Below are 17701 nucleotides of genomic sequence, written 5' to 3' on the forward strand. Positions count from 1 at the left end.
AACCAGAATCACTGATTAAGACGTATTCTTGTGCAAGCATGAAGAATCCTGTTTCTATAAAAAGCAGCTTCTTATTTCAGTGAAAATTCCGCCCAACTGCCTCTCTTCTGATCGCTTTCTTCCGCTTCATCGATACCCACGACAAAAATACGCTCACTGGAAATTTCACCTTTTTCAACCAGCCAGTTGCGCGCTGCGCTGGCGCGGTTTTCTGCCAGTGCTTGCAAGTCATTGTCCGTGATTACGGTATGAGAAAGTATGAGTTGTTCCATTTCAGCGTTGGGAAGGCTCTTAGCCAGGCCGATCGCATTCTTGGGCTTTTCAAAAGTTTCTTTTTTGTAGGCGATTTCAAGGTATTTGCTATATTCTTCCGAGGTTAATGTCATATCCGTTATGGCACCGCTGGCGATGCCTTTTTTGGCGTCGTCGGCTAATTTCTGCGCTTTCACTTTGTTTTGCAGCATGGCAAGCTTAAGTCCCTCATAGTCTTCAGCCGGATCAACGTGACCGGAAATTTCCAGTTGCAGTGATGGGCGATCTTTTAGAACCTGAGACAAGGTTTGCAAGCGTTGTAATGCTTCCGCATCGATATCTGCAAAACCGGGAGTAAAGGAAATCTTGGATAATTCTTCGCCGCCTTCAAATACTGCACCCAGTAATGTAAATGGCGAGGTGATCGCTTTGGTGATCAGATTAGTGAATGCGGTGAAAATGACATCCCCGAGGTTAAATTGGGGATCATTAATGGATCCTTTGAGCGGCAGATGGAGATTAATTTCGCCGCGGCGGTTTTTAAGCAGCGTAATCGCCAAGCTGAGCGGAAGAGACACGGCATCTTCACTGTCGACTTTATCGCCGAGGGTAAATTGATCCAGAAAGATTTTGTTGTCTGCTATCAACGCACCATTCTCGATCTGGTAATTCACATCGGCTGACAATTTTCCCTTCTCAATCGCGTAACCGATGTATTTTCCAGAATAAGGGCTAAACGGTGGCAGATCGATATCTTTAACTTTTGCAACGATATCCAGTAGCAATTCGGCACTGAACGGATCTATCGTTCCACTAATTTGTAGCGGCGCTGTTTTGCTGACCATGCCGTGTATGTCTATTTTTCCGGATTTGCCGGGATACAATGGGCCAACCTGGCCCGAGAGCGCGGTCAGATTTGCGCGGTAATTCGGTTTAATAAACCGGTCATTGAAATTGATATTGCCATTCTTCAGGAAAATCTTATCGATATGAACGGGCGTCTCACCTTTTGAGGCGGCCGGGGTGTTACCGGTGGATTCAACGGCGGCAACGGCAATGCCAGACTCTGCCGTTTTTTCGGATTGAATGATTTGCTTGAGATTGAGGCTGCCATCCGGAAGAATCGTCATGCGCGCATAAAAATCGCTCAAGTTTATTGTGCTGATATCCAGCAGCAATGGCTCATTGACAAAATTTAGATGACTGATATCCAGCTTCTTCCAGCGCAGCAAATCATAGGCATTTTTGCTATCAAAGATATTAAAGTTGGCGAGCTTCCCCTGCCCGTTTGCCAGAATTTTCAGCGGGCTGCCACTGGCTTTGATATTTCCGTTAAAGGAAATGTCGCCGCTGGTCAGAAGCGCCGTCAGCCTATCGCCCAGCCAGCCTTGTAAAGACACCAAATCAATCGCGTCAAGGTTTAGCATTAAATCAGCCGAAAGGGGCGTCCAGGCCAGCGAGCCATTGGCTTTAAAGTTACCATGTTGGTTAACCTGCGCCTGCAGCACCAGATTCAACGGATTGACGCCATCCAGATCAATGTTTTCCAGAGTTAAATCCAGCGAATCGACAATCATCGGTGAAATTTTTGTCAACGTAAGATCTTCATAGCGTAGCGTAGCTGCTTTGAGTTGAATGCTTTTGATCTGTGGAGTCCAAGGTTTATTGTCTGTGCGTGCGGGTGCGGGCAATTTGGGTTCTTTTTCAGCCAGTTTAATACCGGCATTGGCATGCCCCGGTTTTCTAGCAGGAATAGGAATGCCTACATGAACTTGAATCTGAGGCTCTGCCGGATTCTGAGTGTCCAGGGAATTAAACAAGCGCGTTAAATCAATCGTGCCGCTGGCATCTCGACGCAACGTGGCGCTCAAACGATCCAGCGTGATATTACCTAATGCAATCCGCTGTGCCGCTGTATTGACCGTGATGGAATCGATAGCCAGCTTTGCCAGCGCTAATGCCGGTTCGTTCTCGCCGTCACGCGTGATGGCGACTTGATCCATAGCCAGCTTGACCCGCGATGGTTTCTTCCCCGTCAAATCGGCTTGCGTCAAATCGATTTTCAGTTTCTTAAGCTCGGCTTGATACGGTGCGGCGACTGCGCTATTTTTGATCGCAATTTGGCGGAATGTGGTTGCACCGGTTAAGGTAATGTCTGGTGCTTTCGTGGGTTCCTGGGTAAATGTGAGCAGCAGATCGCTGTCGAAATAACCTGAAAGCAGATGGATTCCCTTTGGCAGGTCTGCATATTGATCAAATTGGGTTAAATCAATATTACTGAGTTTAACAGCCAGCGTTGCTTCCTGATTTGCCGCAAAAGGACGCAATTTGCCATCGAGTAAAAAAGGTGCTCCGTTAATCTTTGCGCTGAAGTGCGGTTCTATCCAATCAGCCGGGGCGCTATTGAAATTGGCGACAACCGGGATGCCCAGGTTTATTTCGTTAATTATGTGCTCAGCATTTTTGTATCGATCAATAAATTCAAAGCGGCCGCCCTCAATGCGGATATTGCTGATAGAGAATTGGCCGCGTTGATCACTTGCGGCTTTTTCTTCATCTGCGGGTTGACTGAATTTTTCCAGCAAATCAGAAATATTCAGTTGCTCCTTGCTTTCCCGGACCAGGCGCAAATGCGGATCTGTCAGAGTAATTGCTGTTAGGACGGGCGCGCGCTGCTTGAGAGATTCAATACTCAAAGCGACGGACAGCTTATTGAAAGAAAAAAGCGCTGTATTATTTTTATCGGAGGTAATTTTCTCGTCGACACGGAAACCCATTACGAGCAACTCAAGCGTACGCGGTTTTATTTCGATCGATGTTACAGTGACAGGACGTTGCAGGACTTCAGACAGTCGGATCTCAAGTTGAGACTTGGCATAACCCGGTAACCAAAACGTGATGAGCGCCCCCACAGTGGCGATCAGGATCGCTATCACGCCGAGACTGATAATCAGACGTTTGTATCGAATAAAACGTGGCTGTATGGTCGAAGTCATAGCATTGCCCTGTTAATTTCTACAACGGGTTAGCGAGTTGCTCAAAACATTTTAAATAATGGTACGTTGTAAATTACAGAATTTCTAAACCAAAATGCAGATTGAGCTATTTAGTAGCAGCGCGGTCAACCAAATAGCTCAATGGATACAATTCACCTGAAAAACCTGGTAAATGATAGATTTAATAGTGCGAGCTTGCTTTCAGACCGATTAATTCAACATCAAAAATCAAGGTTGCATCCGGCGGAATAATATTGCCTGCGCCGCGTGCGCCATAAGCCATGGATGGCGGAATAATCAACGTGCGCTGGCCGCCCACTTTCATCCCGACGACGCCTTTGTCCCAGCCTTTAATCACGCGTCCCGCGCCGAGCATGAATGAAAAATGTTCTTTCCGGTCATATGAGCTGTCAAACTTTGGTCCTTTCTTGTCTGGAGCGCTTTCATCATAAAGCCAGCCGGTATAATGAACATTGACAGTTTTTCCGATTTCCGCTTCCTCTCCGGCACCGACTTTGACATCGATTTTTTTAAACGCCGATTCATCAGCAGCGGCATGTTCTTTATAAGAGAAGGCTGTCTGGGGAAGCAGCGCCAACGCCAGCAGGATGATACTTAAATTAAACAGTGTTTTCATTTTATGCATGGTTTCCTCAAGAAAAAAGTTAAATCCGGTTAATTCTAACAATTAACTCTCAGGTATTATAACTGGTAACATCCGTTCTTTATCAGCGACTGTGTTCGAATTGATCGTTTCCACATAAGTTTGGTCATAAGGACCTAAATAGCATAAATTCTTTTGATCTCACACTGCGAATTCTGTATCCATCAAAACTATGCCAGCATCTGAACAACGTGAAACAAACCAGAATGAGCAGCAGACAGTAGATCAGCAAATGGCTGATTTGTTATGCCTGCACGATTCACCGTTGGTACGCGCACTGTATCTGGGAGCGGGTTTTTTGGCATTGTTGCTGGGCGCGTTAGGCGCATTTTTACCGGTATTACCTACGACACCCTTTGTGCTTCTTGCCGCAGCTTGTTTTGCCCGCGGTTCTGAGTATTTTCATCGCAAATTACTGGAAAATCGAATCGCCGGTCCAATTATTCGCGAATGGTGCATTTATCACAGCATCCCGCGACGCGCCAAACGCTGGGCTTATTTATTGATGGCATTGTCATTTGGCAGCTCTATTTTAATAGTGCCCGAGCTATGGCAAAAGATCATGCTGATTATGATCGGCAGTATATTGGCCTTCTATATCTGGCGTGTTCCGGTGCGAGAATCTCCAACTGTCCGTTGAAAAATTATCTGCATTGCCGCTGCGGTGTTAAAAACAACCTTAAAATGCTCATTTATCACGCATAAACTGCGCTTTTTCGCCTGTTTTTGCCTTGCATCGGGCTGCCTCGATTACGTTTTTCAACGGCCTTTTAAATGAAGACTCTTGATCTCGGATTCGCATGCCGGGATCAAATTCTCATTACAAAATTACGTTATTGGTTAATTTTTCCTATAGTTTCAATTCTATTATTACTCTTTCCTTGAAAATTAATGAAGAGATTAATGTAATTAATTCTGTCTATTTTATGCGCCATTATTTCCACAAAAGAACAGAATTATCTTATAAGAAAAGTGCTTATTCTATCCCCTTATTCACCTCATTGGTTTATTGATATTTCATATAAAATCATAAAAAAAACTAAAGCACTTGAAGTTTTCGCCGTAAGAAAAATCCTATCTTTTTAATCACTACAGTGAGTTTACAATGAGAGTTAATGAGCCAGTTACCCAACGCGATATGGGTATGAATAATGATTGTGTGATCATCTCAACTACAAATTTAAAAGGTGCTCTCACATCAGTTAATGAAGATTTTATCCGGATGAGTGGTTTCACCTGGGAAGAACTTGATAACAAAAATCACAATATTATTCGCCACCCCGATGTGCCGCCAGAAGCTTATGCAATGCTATGGACAGCGCTCAAAGCGGGAAATCCGTGGATGGGCATGGTAAAAAATCGTCATAAAGGTGGTGACCACTATTGGGTAGATGCCTTTGCCAGTCCGCAATTCGAGGACGGTAAAATTATCGGTTATCAATCGGTCCGCGTTAAACCTGAAAAAGCCTGGGTTGACCGGGCAGAGGGTTTGTATGCCAAAATTATGTCGAAAAAATCGGCAGATGATAAACGGCGCTCAAAACTGGATGAGGTTAAATTAACCCAATTTCCCATCAATCTAGCTGGTCAAATTGCATTGGCAATTACCGGTATTTTCGGCTTGATTTTTACAGGTCTCGCACTAACCGGACAGATTTCAGTGATCTTTGCTTTGTCTGGTTTTTTTGCTGGTAGCTTATGCAGCTTTGCAATCGTGCATCAAATGTTGAGCGGGCTGCGTGATTTGGCGAAAAAATCAGAAAAAATTGCGAACGATCCGGTTGCTCGCTATGTTTATACGGGAAGAAATGATGAAATAGGTCAATTGGAATATGCGCAGATATTCCAGGCGGCTAAACTCCGTACCGCAATTGGTCGTGTCAAAGAATCATCTGAAGTATTGGAACATGCTTCTGAAGAAATCGCTTCCGGCAATATCGATCTTTCCAGCCGCACGGAAAATCAAGCCTCCAGTTTGGAAGAAACAGCATCCAGTATGGAAGAAATTACTTCTACTGTGCAGCAAAATGCGGAAAATGCCAAACAGGCCAATGTCTTGGTCCTGGAAGCGCGTAAGCAAGCGGAAAAAAGCGGTGCGGTGGTTTCCAGTACCATACAAGCCATGTCACAAATCAACGATAGCAGCAAGAAAATTGCAGACATTACTAACGTTATTGATGAAATTGCTTTCCAAACAAACTTGCTGGCACTCAATGCAGCCGTCGAGGCTGCCCGCGCCGGTGAGCAAGGCCGGGGTTTTGCGGTAGTTGCTAACGAGGTGCGTACCCTGGCAGGACGCAGTGCAGAATCTGCAAAACAAATCAAAGATCTTATCAACGACAGTGTAGCCAAGGTAGAAGATGGCACACAATTAGTCAATCAATCGGCGGAATCATTAAAATTGATTACCGATAGTGTCAAAAAGATTTCTGATATTGTCGGTGAAATTTCCCAATCTTCACAAGAGCAGGCAAACGGTATTGAGCAGATTAACCAGGCTATCTCACAAATTGATGAAGTGACACAACAGAATGGACAGTTAGTAGAGAAATTATCAACGTCCAGCCGTGCGATGACTGAGAAAGTCAAAATGATTTCTGGGCTGGCAGATCAATTCAAGTAACAAAGCCGCTGCTTGAATTAGCTAATGAGCCGGAATGGTCGCAATGCTGATTCCGGCTTTTTTCATTTTTCGCATATAATAAATTTAATATTCTTATTAAATTTATTAGTCTTCGCAGAATCTGTCTGATACATAGCATGAATTCGCCCAGTATCTTTTAGTCTATGAATCTCTTACTATTCGATATCTTGTGGCATAACTGGGTCAACAATGTGGCGTAGCGGGCTGTTGAAAAGCGTTTTCGAGGCAGCCGATGCAAGGCAAAAACAGGCGAAAAAGCGCAGTTTATGCATGATAAATGAGCATTTTGAGTCTGTTTTTAACACCGTAGCGGCAACGCAGATAGTTTTTCAACGGCCTGTTAGATCATTTTCAGCTCCAACAGCTAGCGTGTTAATTACGAGTACATATGCGCTGATGAAGGATGCTAAAATATTTATATGAACGAAGAAGAAAAAACATCGGATTTTGACTTTGACCTATGGTCTAGACTTGCTCAGGAGGAGCCTGAGAAATTTGAGTCCATGCGCCAACAATTGATTGATGATCTGATAGCTCAAGCACCTGCGCATTTCAAACCGCGAATGATTGGCTTGCAGTGGCAGGTCGATCAAGTCCGCAAACAAGCCAGTAATCCAATGGCTGCCTGTCTACAGATTTCACAGAAAATGTGGAACAATGTGCTTGGTGAAAATGGATTGCTTAATGCGCTCCAAGAGCCCAAAAAGATAATACGCACTTTAGAAAAGGCGCCTGCCGGTAAGATTCTATCGTTTGAACGGCCTAAATCCGGTAAGTAAAGCCGGGGTTGAGCCTCCCCTTTTAGCCAGCTGCACCTTGCAGCTTCTATCGCTATTGTAGTAGCCTGTAATTACTATAGGAAAATCCCATGCACACTACACGCCGCACCCATAATCTAGCCCTGCTAACGATAAGCTGCCTATTTCTTTTTAGTAACACCAAGGTAATCGCCGCGGATACCGTTGAGCAATTGAGTACACTCAAAGAACAAAAATCCGTCGCAGTGACCATATACAACGACGACTTAGCACTGATCAAGGATTTACGGCAGGTTACCTTAGACAGCGGTAATTTTAATTTGGCGTGGCGTGATGTCAGTGCGCAAATGCGGCCAGAAACTGTACTGCTGCGCAGTATCACCAACCCAGGCAGTGTGGAAGTATTGGAACAAAATTTTAACTTTGATTTGCTCACCCCGCAAAGTCTACTGAACAAATACATTGGTCAAACGGTATCGGTCGTTAAAAGCAATCCAGCGACTGGCGTTGAAAGCAAAGAAAATGCCATCGTACTCGCAGCCAGCAACGGCGTGGTGCTTAAAATGGCTGATCGCATCGAAACGGGCATGCCTGGTCGTATTACTTTTGATAATGTACCGAGCAATTTGCGTGATCGCCCTACACTGGTGATTGGCGGGGACAATAGCGGCAAAGCTGCGCAAGATTTAGAGCTGAGTTACTTAACGGGCGGCTTATCCTGGAAAGCGGATTATGTTGCAGAACTGAATGATAAAGATGATCAACTGGATTTATCCGGCTGGGTAACATTGATCAATACCAGCGGTACCAGCTTTCCCAATGCAAAATTACAATTAGTCGCGGGCGATATCAATCGGGTACAGCGAGAATTTGCCGCACCCAGGGCACTGAGAGCCAAGATAATGACTGATGCCGCTGCGGCACCAATGCGCGAAGAAGCGCTGATGGAATACCATTTATATAGTCTGGATCGATTAACAACCATCGCCGAAAACCAAACAAAACAAGTTGCACTACTCAATGCTTCCGCCGTGCCTGCAAACAAAGAACTTGTACTGGCAGGCAGCGATTACTATTATGCAGCCAGCTATGGTGATCTGGGGCAAAAAATGAAAGTGGATGTATTCGTACAGTTTGATAATAAAGAATCGGCCCGATTAGGCATGCCGTTGCCTAAAGGCATCATACGCGTATACAAGCGTGATAAAACCGGCAATGCGCAGTTTGTCGGTGAAGATCACATAGACCACACTGCTAAAAACGAGACTGTACGCTTGAAACTGGGCAAATCGTTTGATGTGACTGCGGATAAAAAACAAACCGAGTTTAAACAATTAAGTACCGGCGGTGCCAGTGGCATTAATCGCTTTGAAAGTGCCTATGAAATCACACTTAAAAATGCTAAAAAGGAACTGGCCACAGTTGTTGTGCAAGAACCTATACCGGGTGATTGGAAAATAGTGGATGAAAGCCAGCCGCACAGCAAACCCGCCAGCAACACAGCTATGTGGAAAGTCAATGTACCTGCCGAAGGGTCAACAACGCTCAAATACCGTGTGCAGGTAAAATATTGATACACGCACACGATTTTCTGCTTTCCAGAAATCTGTTGTCAAGAATAATACATACAAGAATTATTGTAATAATCTAAGATACATCTTGGCTGCAAACTTAATACGGGATTCATTTGTTATCTTTTAACAAATAAGACTATATGATTAAACTTATAGATCAATTAGAAGTATTTCCATGGAATAAAAATTTTGAAACAGGGATAGAAATAATCGATGAGCAACACCAAAAACTTATTTCGCTGTTAAATGAACTCGCTGGAGCCTTAGTGCGCGGGAACCAGCTTGAAATAAATTATTTTTTTGATGCATTGGCAAAATATGCTGAATTTCATTTTCAAACTGAAGAAGCTATCTGGGTGGAATATTTCGGTGATGATTCCTGGCTATTATCTCACCAATTAAACCATTCCTCTTTCTTACCTAAAGTAATAGAAATCAAAGAGGGGGAGACTAATAAGCCCCGTAATGAGATTATTGAAAGTATTATTCTATTCCTCATTCGCTGGCTGGCCTTCCATATCCTGGATAATGATAAACGAATGGCTTTTGTCGTTCAAAATGTTAATAAAGGGCTGTCTTTCGAGGAAGCAAAAATCGTTTCAGATAAGAATATGAGCGGTTCGATCAGAGTGCTCATCGAGACTGTTATGAGTATGTACGATAGTTTATCTTCAAGAACGCTGATTTTAATGCGTGAAAGCCATGAGCGCAAAAAAATTGAAGAAGAACTTCATAAAGCCAATAAGCAGCTGCGGAAAGCCAATTTGAGGTTAGAGGCGCTAGCCATGACCGATCAGCTAACAGGCCTATTTAATCGCCGCCATTTTAAGAATGTATTCACACGTGAGCTCAAAAGGGCTTGCCGGCACAATATTTGCCTTGCTCTTATCATAATTGATATCGATTTCTTCAAAAAAATTAATGATAACTATGGCCACAGCGAAGGTGATCGAGTATTAGTCCAAGTAAGCCGCAAATTAAAAGATCTTTGCCAACGTCCCGGTGACTATGCTTTTCGCCTCGGCGGGGAAGAATTCGGTGTATTAGCGGCTAACCTGGATTATCAAGGGACCGTGGAATTTGCTGAGATCATCAGAAAGGGTATAGAAGATCTGAACATTCAAAATGGTAATAGCGATAGCGTTAAACATTTGACAGTTTCTATCGGCACAATTACTAAGGTGCCTGATGAAACAGATACCGTTGACAATTATATGGCCCTCGCTGATGCGCGCTTATATAAGGCAAAAGAACTGGGACGCAATCAAGCCGTTACCGGCGAATAATTTTTTATCAGAAGTGATAAGATCTTTTCAGGGGCATGATCATTGATTGCATTCAGATTGCAGCAGTATTTTTATTCACACCGCTTAATTTGATTAAAGTAATACCTAACAGCCCGCCTGTCGCATCAATAAAAAAATCGGTGACAAGCGGCGACCGCCCGTCAATATAGAGTTGCACGAACTCAGTGCTACCGGCCAGCATAAGCATGATAGCCGCCACTTGGAAAACAGGTTTCTCTGTCATCATTAGACACAGGACCAGGCCAAACAAGAAAAAAAAGCAGAAATGCCAGACTTTGGATAAATCCCATGGAATAGCAGTTTTAAATGATTCGCTTTCCGCATCAATCTGAATTTTAACTTCATCGGAAACCTGGTTTTTCAAATCACCCGGCAGAGATATCCCGGCGATAATGGCGATGAAGGTAATTAGCAACAATGCACGGAAGAGAACAGTTTTCCCGCGTATGAAAAGACATGAGCCCGCCAGCAGCAGGAAAAAAGCACCCCATGCAAAAAGAATACTAGCTCTTGCCCATATATATGCTTGATTCACATGGACAGGATAAATCTGTAAATTTTTTATCTGAAATAAGCCAGTAGATTTGCTCAGTTGAGCAAACAATCGGATGCTTTTGGTTTCCGGGGAAATGGTAAAAGCTGTGCGGTAATGCTTCCAATCAGCGGTTCCAATCAAGGCGACTACTGTATGCGGGCGACCCCATCGGCCTTTTTCCCCGTCATTTTGTTCCAGAAAAATTCTGGCCAAGTTCCATGATTTTTCGCCCGCCACTACATCAGTAACTTTCACATCAGCGGATACGAGTAAGGTAGTGCCAGGATTAACCAGCGGAAGATCTTGATGAATGCTGACACCTGTTTTTGCATCATTGGCTGAAAGGATCAACCCGTTTTCCGTGATATCAACCCGGTTGCTTTCTGATGTTTTGAATTTCCAGTGGGTGGTTAATAGCTCAGATCCGGCCTGTTCGTACTGGTTAATCCAGGTATAGGAAATTAGAGTTGCAGCGGCCAGAAGAATGAAAAGAAAGCAATTTGTTTTTAGCAAAGGCATAGATAGATACCGGCACGTAGCAAACTCAGCGCTGCTGCGAAGTTTTTGGAGTTAGGAAATATAAACACTGTTTTTCATCTAACCGGCACGCTGTAAGGATCAAATCCTTCTTCAATTTGTTCTCATGGATTTTTTTATGCCCGGAGTTAAGGTTATTTTTACGTTATCTCTGGTCCCGGATCTTCCTAGAAATATTGAACCATTAAGGTGATATATCCAGCTGCAAAAATAACCAGAGCAATAATAACAAGCTTTTTCATCGAATTGACCCCTTTCAGTTAAATATCGAATAGTCTCAGCGGACTGACACAACATAAGTAAAACGCATCCCATGCATTGCCGTCAAGTATCTTTGCGGAGTTCTATTTTTGGAATGGCTGATCTGATCCAAACGCCGAGTGAATCATTTCATGCCATATTTTGCATTTATCTTCAAAAGACAATCGGGCATTGGCAGGGCTTGTGGAAGGCAAGCGAGTAAATCTCAGCAAGCCCAAGTCATTTGCTTGTAAGACATGGCGCTTAAAACAAGCTTCCGCTTTCCCGCCGTTAAAAAACACATGGGTAATATTACTGTGCGAAGAAAAAAAAGATTGAAAATCATTGATTGTTTGCGTATCCGCCTCAATACTTGAATCCAGGCTTCCTATGCGATGACAGGATCTGAGCACATCCCATAAGGCTATCTGCGATGATTTTAGCGCCGTAATCTTCTCTGCGTACGATACATCCGGATTGAATTGCAGCAATTGCGCCATGATCGGCCAGAAGGCGTTTCGGGGATGTGCATAATATTGGTTTGCCGCTAATGAAGCCTGTCCCGGCATACTGCCCAGTATCAGAATTTTCGCATGGTTGTCGACGATGGGTTGAAAACTATAGAGGGTCGACATGCTGCAGGTAGATTATTTGAGATGGTCCACGTAGTAATGCCGAATAGCGTTGTATTGCTGATCCAGTTCGTAAACCAAAGGCCGGCCGGTGGCCAGTGATAATTTCATGACCTGTCTGGGGGTGAGTTGATCCAATAGCATCATTAACGTGCGCAGGGTATTTTTGTGGGAAACGATGAGTATTCGCCTCCCTTGTTGTATTTCCGGTTGGATGGTCTTCTTCCAGTAAGGCTGAAAGCGCGCGAGGGTTTGTTGCATACTCTCCCCCAGAGGCAGCTCATCTTTATTAATGCCGGTGTAGCCGGGTTGATTTCCAGGGAATCGTGGATCTTGGGAATCCAGATACGGAGGTGCAGCATCAAATTTAATTTGGCAGCCTAGGATGGGCCAGATACCAAATTTCTTGATGGCTTGCCAACGCGCCATGCCTTCCAGTGCGCCATAATGACGTTCGTTCAATCGCCAGCTTTCATGAACCGGTATTTCATTTAACTGCATTGAAGCCAAAACGATCCGTGATGTGGTTCTCGCGCGTTGCAATGTAGAGGAAAAACACAGATCAAATGTAAAGCCCGCCTGCTTCAGCAAATAAGCGGCCTGCTCAGCTTCTTTTTCACCCTTGGGACTCAAAGGAACATCACTCCAGCCGGTAAAAATCTTATCGCGATTCCAGATACTTTGGCCATGGCGCAGCAGGACAAGTTGCGTGACCTTTTTCTGCGCGCTTGCTGGTGAAGTAATGGCTCGAAGCATTACGGTTATTGGCGTTGGGTGGTATCCGACACGGATGATGATTCATGCCAGATGCGCCTGAGTGCATCCCACAAACCGCTACGTATGGTTTTAATGTATTGCGAATTGTCGGTCAAACCATTGACCAAACGGCGTTGTGCTTTGCCCAGATTATGATAGGGCATGCTCATGAAAAGATGGTGTGTGGCATGGTAACGCAGCCCGACCGGTGCCCAGAGCGGTGTAATCAGAAAATTTCCGGGTATGTTGATAGAATCCAGGTACTGCTCAGCCAGTGTCATTTTACGGTCGCCGGGATTACGATAGGCATGGGCAGCCAGCGTGCGCAGTGAATTGAGGAAGAAAACGGTTACGGCAACCAGATACCAGAGTATCAACAGTGAATAGGGCAGTACGTCCAGCACAACCAGCGTAATAATAACCGCACCAAGCAAACAAGCAGCGATTTCCTGCTGGCGCCAATTCAGATCATTGCGAATCGCATCAGCAGCGCGCCGGTAGTTGGGGTCAATCGTGAGTGACGAAGCGCGTTCCCAGACGATCCTGCGTAATGGTGGAATCAAGTAACACAAGGGTGTCAGCACTACGAACCGCGCCAACAGAAAGACCGGTATTAAAAAGGACAATAAGACATAAGCAACCATTTCTGCGGGTCTGCGCGTTGCAAACGGAAGGTATTCGCCATCCGCGCTGGTGCCGTAGACATCCGGCTTATGATGATCATTATGCACACCGTCATAGGTAAACGACGGGATCATGAACGGCACGCCGCAGAGGATATTCCACGCCAGACGAAAGTTCGTGAATGAGCCTTTCTTTAAATGCGCCAGTTCATGCACAAAAATGGCCGAGCGATACAACGCCAGCACTGCCACAACAAATCCGCTCAGTTGCCAGAGCGAAAACGCCGGTGACAACAATGTGGTGAAAAAAGCAGCCCAGCCCAAGGTAATATGAAACAGAAAATCAGTCCAATAAATCCACGGAATCGGCGTCATCAGGTCGCGTACCAAATGATGGGCTTCACGGAGTGGAAATTCTTTAATGTAGGGTGGTTTTTCTTCAGTCACTTGGCGACTCGTATCATTTCACTTAAGACCAGCAGGATTGAATGTAATTCATAATGCGCTGATTGATCGCCGCATCGGTTTTGTTGATTTGCCCCAGGTTCGGCATGGTCGGCCAGCCTGCATCGATAAATTCCATATCCGCAAACTGCCTGGGCTGTGCATAACGCGGAATAACGTGAAAATGCACATCCGGATCGACCATCATCAGCATCAGATAGTTGATTTTGTCATATTGAAACGCTTTAGTCAGCGCGGATTCAATATGCCCGGTGATGGTATGGAGTTCCGTAAAACTCGCTGGACTGAGTTGTGAAAAGGCTTCAGCAGGTTCATGCGCGGCTAAAACCAGCGCGCCGAGCGTCGCTTGCGCCGGGCGCAGCATCACCGACCAGTATTGATATTGCCGAATAATCGTCTGCGGCGCGCCAAATTTGCGCATGGTGGCATTCAGGCTTGTGGATTCCGGTGTCGCTGGTTTGTTCATGATGGATTTTCATCAAAGATGATGCCTGCTTTGGCCAAGTCTTCTATGAAATCGATTTCACACCAGCGAAACCCTTTCACCGAACAGGAATTCACCAGATGCTGCTTGGCAAGCCGATCAATAATCGACAAATACCATGATTTCAATTCTGCCGGATGACGCAATGCCGATTCGACGGCTTGACTAAAGCGCTCTGGACCCTGTTCGCGAAAGTAAATCAAGCCAATGGATTCCGCATCCACCTGATGCGGGGGAATTATTTTGCTGACCTGTTTCACCCATCCGTCCGTATCCAATTGCACTTTCATATCGTCGGCATCGTAAGCGTTTTTATAATCCACGCTGAGTGTAATGGGCGCCGGTTTTGAATTCAAGACCTGCGCGATGAGCGCGGCTTCGATCACGGTATCACCGTTCAGAATCAGAAAATCGCCCGTCATCTCACCGCGCGCAATCCAGCAACTCGCCAGATTATCCGCCACTTCAAAAAATGGATTGAACAGTATTTTAATCTTGGGATGATTCGCATAACGCTGTTGTAACAGCGTTTCAATCAAACCCACCTGAAAACCCGCGACTATCGTGATTTCCTCAATGCCCACCGTCAGCAACGCATCAATCTGCCACGCCAGCACGGGTTTATCGGCAACCGGCAACAGGCACTTCGGCGTACTTTCGGTCAGCGGCAACAACCGCCGCCCCTGCCCTGCGCTGAGAATGATGGCCTTGGTGTGTCTGGCCGGTCGTGTGATGGGATTATTCGTCATAGATGGATTGATTATAGGGCACTTTTAGATGGAAAGACTGCTGATCTGCCGTAATTCTGCAACAATGCGTTGGATTGCGCGCAGAAAATCCTCGACTTGCTCACCGGTATTGCTACTACCCAGACTGATGCGCACTGCGCAACGCGCGAGCATCGGATCAACCTGCATCGCGCTCAATACATGGCTTTGCCCCGGATTGACGCTGGAACAAGCCGCCCCGGCAGCGACAGCAAAACCGGCTTTATCCAGTTTAACCACCAACGTGTCGCCTTCGATATCCGGCAAGGCAAAATAACATGTGTTCGGAATGCGTGCCGCCCCGGCGCCGAAAATCACCGCACCCATACCAACCAGCCCTTTTTCCAGATGATTCCGCAGTTGCGAAATTGGCTGCACGGTTTCTGCCAAGCGAGATCGGGCTAATTCGCAGGCAACACCAAAACCCACAATCGCAGGCACATTCTCGGTACCGGAACGCAACCCGTTTTCATGCCCGCCGCCATAGATCAGCGGTTTTAATAACAACCGTTTGTCCACAATCAAAGCCGCCGCGCCTTTGGGCCCACAAATCTTGTGTGCCGACAAGGTCATCGCATGCACTTTCAGCGCGGCAAAATCCACCGGGATTTTCCCCAATCCCTGAATGGCATCGGTATGCATGACTGCACCCTGCGAGCGCGCCAGCTCAGCGATGCTTGCGACATCTTGAATCACGCCGGTTTCATTATTCGCCAGCATCACAGAAACCAATCCCGGTTTATGTTCACGCATGGCGTTACCGGCCGCATCCAAATCAACCTGCCCCGATGGATTCACCGCTAATTGATGCACTGCCCACGCATCACAACTACGACGTGCCAGCGCTTGCGCCGGTTTCAATACACAAGGATGCTCAATCGCACTGATAAAAAGATTCCCCGGCTTCAAACTATCCGCCGCGCCGCGAATAAACAGGTTATTGGCTTCCGAGCCACCACTGGTAAAAATCACCTGCACCGGCTGCACTCCCACCGCATCCGCGACTTGTTTACGCGCCTTATCAATCGCCCGCCGGGCGGTAATGCCATAACTGTGGCGGCTGGAGGCATTGCCGAATTCCTGCTGGAAATACGGCAGCATCGCTTCCAGCACCGCATCATCAATGCGCGTGGTGGCATTGTGGTCGAAATAGACGGGTTCCATTAATCTTGTGTGATCCATTGATAGAGGACAGTATGATAATACTTATCGTGTAAGCATAGGGAATGCTGGGAAATTATAAACGAATAATGATGCGAAGGAATGTGCCAGCTTACTAGGAATATTTCTGAATAGCGGGTTATATTATGGTTAAATATAACCAGATAGCGTATCGGAGTTATGGCATGACTGAAACGGCGCATGAATCAATGCATGAGATATTTATTTCATACAAACGCGAGGACGAAACGCGGGTTGCACGGCTGGCGCTAGCGCTGCAAGATGCCGGGCATTCCGTGTGGTGGGATCGGCATCTTGCCCCCGGGGAGAGCTGGCACGCACAAATTCGTGCGGCGTTGGATGCTGCCAAATGCGTGATCGTGGTATGGACACAGGAAAGCATTGGTCCCGCCGGGGATTTTGTGCGGGATGAAGCCATGCAGGCAAAACGCCGTGGCATCTTGATTCCCGTTATGCTGGACAAGGTTGATCCGCCCTTGGGATTTAGGGAAATTCAATCGATTGATCTGAGCCATTGGAAAGATAACCCACGCGATCCTTTCTTCCGGGATCTGTGTGACGCGATCACCGCCAAGCTTGAAGGCCGTCCGGTTCCGCCCGCGAAAGCGCCCATGTCGCGTCTGGTTCGGCGGCTCGCTTGGAGTGGTTTTGCCAGCATGATGGGCGCCGGTAGCATTACCATCGGGTTCAATTTATTCAGCGTCAATGACCAGATGTGCACAACCTCCTTTTTCCAACCGCGAATTTCCGACCTATGCGGTGCACTAGGACTGAGCAACCGGCCTACCCGGGAAGAACGAATCGCCTGGGAAAATCGTGAACGCGGCAGTTGCGCTGCCTTGCGCACGCATATCACGCAATTTCCGCAAGGCTTTCATCGCAGTGAAGCCGCCGACCTGCTCACCGCCCGCCGCATCACGCAAACAGAAACCTGGATCCCCGCAACACGCGAACTGACTCTGTTCGTCACGCATGGCGGCGAGGCTCATTCTGATCAGTCTGCTGCGCAGGCGGCTGCAACCCTGCGCGCCCAAACCAGAGCCGGGCAACTCTGCAAAGGTTTTGCCGCCACCAACACCTTCCGTCTGATCGCATCGGCATCGACGCCGCAAGTCTGGCACTGCGACGCAGTCACGGGAGGTATCGCATGCGGTTTTGAAGGCGATGCGGTTTGCGAAGTGGAAGAACGCCACATCGTGGAGACCGAAAATTGCGGCAATTAGCCCGCCATAGCCCCCGTAACACCGTGTGTTGGGGTAAGCCAGCGAACCCCAACGATGATCAA

15 protein-coding genes are annotated in these 17701 nt (G+C 46.4%); 6 read left to right on the forward strand and 9 right to left on the reverse strand.

What is annotated here, in order from left to right; genetic code table 11:
- Positions 1–71: 71 nt before the first annotated feature.
- On the reverse strand, positions 72–3248 hold the full coding sequence (locus tag NIT79A3_RS17295; protein ID WP_013967429.1) for a DUF748 domain-containing protein: 3177 nt from the start codon (positions 3246–3248) through the stop codon (positions 72–74).
- A 181-nt stretch (positions 3249–3429) separates the two neighbouring features.
- Positions 3430–3894: an FKBP-type peptidyl-prolyl cis-trans isomerase gene (locus NIT79A3_RS17300; RefSeq protein WP_013967430.1), complete on the reverse strand. Its 465-nt coding sequence runs from the start codon at positions 3892–3894 to the stop codon at positions 3430–3432.
- 190 nt (positions 3895–4084) lie between these two features.
- Between NIT79A3_RS17300 and NIT79A3_RS17305 the strand changes: the two genes are divergently transcribed.
- The 5 genes from NIT79A3_RS17305 (at position 4085) to NIT79A3_RS17330 (ending at position 10174) form a co-directional block, all read left to right on the forward strand.
- On the forward strand, positions 4085–4552 hold the full coding sequence (locus tag NIT79A3_RS17305; protein WP_013967431.1) for a YbaN family protein: 468 nt from the start codon (positions 4085–4087) through the stop codon (positions 4550–4552).
- Between the two features lie 465 nt (positions 4553–5017).
- Positions 5018–6535, forward strand: coding sequence for a PAS domain-containing methyl-accepting chemotaxis protein (locus NIT79A3_RS17310; RefSeq protein ID WP_013967433.1), 1518 nt, complete (start codon positions 5018–5020; stop codon positions 6533–6535).
- Between the two features lie 440 nt (positions 6536–6975).
- Positions 6976–7335, forward strand: coding sequence for a DUF3135 domain-containing protein (locus NIT79A3_RS17320; RefSeq protein WP_013967435.1), 360 nt, complete (start codon positions 6976–6978; stop codon positions 7333–7335).
- Between the two features lie 89 nt (positions 7336–7424).
- The gene (locus NIT79A3_RS17325; protein ID WP_013967436.1) at positions 7425–8888 is read left to right on the forward strand and encodes a DUF4139 domain-containing protein; all 1464 of its coding nucleotides are present in this window, start codon (positions 7425–7427) and stop codon (positions 8886–8888) included.
- 140 nt (positions 8889–9028) lie between these two features.
- Complete coding sequence (locus tag NIT79A3_RS17330) at positions 9029–10174, forward strand: diguanylate cyclase (RefSeq protein WP_013967437.1); 1146 nt, start codon at positions 9029–9031, stop codon at positions 10172–10174.
- A gap of 52 nt (positions 10175–10226) precedes the next feature.
- On the opposite strand, the gene NIT79A3_RS17335 is transcribed toward NIT79A3_RS17330, so the two are convergent.
- From NIT79A3_RS17335 to NIT79A3_RS17365, 7 genes are all read right to left on the reverse strand, one after another.
- Positions 10227–11249 carry a VanZ family protein gene (locus tag NIT79A3_RS17335; protein WP_013967438.1) on the reverse strand — a complete coding sequence of 341 codons (1023 nt, stop codon included), beginning with the start codon at positions 11247–11249 and terminating at the stop codon, positions 10227–10229.
- A gap of 362 nt (positions 11250–11611) precedes the next feature.
- Entirely contained in the window at positions 11612–12142 is a 531-nt protein-coding gene (locus NIT79A3_RS17340) for a DNA-deoxyinosine glycosylase (protein WP_013967439.1), read from the reverse strand.
- Positions 12143–12154: 12 nt separating this feature from the next.
- A complete protein-coding gene (locus tag NIT79A3_RS17345) occupies positions 12155–12895 on the reverse strand; it encodes a 2,3-bisphosphoglycerate-dependent phosphoglycerate mutase (RefSeq protein ID WP_013967440.1) in 741 nt (246 codons plus the stop codon).
- 5 nt (positions 12896–12900) lie between these two features.
- Complete coding sequence (locus NIT79A3_RS17350) at positions 12901–13965, reverse strand: fatty acid desaturase (RefSeq protein WP_013967441.1); 1065 nt, start codon at positions 13963–13965, stop codon at positions 12901–12903.
- 22 nt (positions 13966–13987) lie between these two features.
- Positions 13988–14449, reverse strand: coding sequence for an HIT family protein (locus NIT79A3_RS17355; protein ID WP_013967442.1), 462 nt, complete (start codon positions 14447–14449; stop codon positions 13988–13990).
- The gene (locus NIT79A3_RS17360; RefSeq protein ID WP_013967443.1) at positions 14446–15216 is read right to left on the reverse strand and encodes a phosphocholine cytidylyltransferase family protein; all 771 of its coding nucleotides are present in this window, start codon (positions 15214–15216) and stop codon (positions 14446–14448) included. The genes NIT79A3_RS17355 and NIT79A3_RS17360 overlap by 4 nt, the downstream gene beginning before the upstream one ends.
- Before the next feature lie 24 nt (positions 15217–15240).
- Positions 15241–16398: a cysteine desulfurase family protein gene (locus NIT79A3_RS17365; RefSeq protein ID WP_041360402.1), complete on the reverse strand. Its 1158-nt coding sequence runs from the start codon at positions 16396–16398 to the stop codon at positions 15241–15243.
- Between the two features lie 182 nt (positions 16399–16580).
- Here NIT79A3_RS17365 and NIT79A3_RS18050 point away from each other — a divergent pair, with 182 nt between their 5' ends.
- Entirely contained in the window at positions 16581–17639 is a 1059-nt protein-coding gene (locus NIT79A3_RS18050) for a toll/interleukin-1 receptor domain-containing protein (RefSeq protein ID WP_013967445.1), read from the forward strand.
- Positions 17640–17701 lie beyond the last annotated feature (62 nt).

It is taken from the genome of Nitrosomonas sp. Is79A3 (assembly GCF_000219585.1).
Lineage (GTDB): Bacteria > Pseudomonadota > Gammaproteobacteria > Burkholderiales > Nitrosomonadaceae > Nitrosomonas.

Excerpts from the sequence above, each read along its gene's own strand:
- NIT79A3_RS17345 (WP_013967440.1), bottom strand. The coding sequence starts at position 12,895 with ATGCTTCGAGCCATTACTTCACCAGCAAGCGCGCAGAAAAAGGTCACG.
- NIT79A3_RS17310 (WP_013967433.1), top strand. The coding sequence starts at position 5,018 with ATGAGAGTTAATGAGCCAGTTACCCAACGCGATATGGGTATGAATAAT.
- NIT79A3_RS17305 (WP_013967431.1), top strand. The coding sequence starts at position 4,085 with ATGCCAGCATCTGAACAACGTGAAACAAACCAGAATGAGCAGCAGACA.
- NIT79A3_RS17365 (WP_041360402.1), bottom strand. The coding sequence starts at position 16,398 with ATGGAACCCGTCTATTTCGACCACAATGCCACCACGCGCATTGATGAT.
- NIT79A3_RS17335 (WP_013967438.1), bottom strand. The coding sequence starts at position 11,249 with ATGCCTTTGCTAAAAACAAATTGCTTTCTTTTCATTCTTCTGGCCGCT.
- NIT79A3_RS17330 (WP_013967437.1), top strand. The coding sequence starts at position 9,029 with ATGATTAAACTTATAGATCAATTAGAAGTATTTCCATGGAATAAAAAT.
- NIT79A3_RS17320 (WP_013967435.1), top strand. The coding sequence starts at position 6,976 with ATGAACGAAGAAGAAAAAACATCGGATTTTGACTTTGACCTATGGTCT.
- NIT79A3_RS17325 (WP_013967436.1), top strand. The coding sequence starts at position 7,425 with ATGCACACTACACGCCGCACCCATAATCTAGCCCTGCTAACGATAAGC.
- NIT79A3_RS17340 (WP_013967439.1), bottom strand. The coding sequence starts at position 12,142 with ATGTCGACCCTCTATAGTTTTCAACCCATCGTCGACAACCATGCGAAA.
- NIT79A3_RS17360 (WP_013967443.1), bottom strand. The coding sequence starts at position 15,216 with ATGACGAATAATCCCATCACACGACCGGCCAGACACACCAAGGCCATC.
- NIT79A3_RS18050 (WP_013967445.1), top strand. The coding sequence starts at position 16,581 with ATGACTGAAACGGCGCATGAATCAATGCATGAGATATTTATTTCATAC.
- NIT79A3_RS17355 (WP_013967442.1), bottom strand. The coding sequence starts at position 14,449 with ATGAACAAACCAGCGACACCGGAATCCACAAGCCTGAATGCCACCATG.
- NIT79A3_RS17300 (WP_013967430.1), bottom strand. The coding sequence starts at position 3,894 with ATGCATAAAATGAAAACACTGTTTAATTTAAGTATCATCCTGCTGGCG.
- NIT79A3_RS17295 (WP_013967429.1), bottom strand. The coding sequence starts at position 3,248 with ATGACTTCGACCATACAGCCACGTTTTATTCGATACAAACGTCTGATT.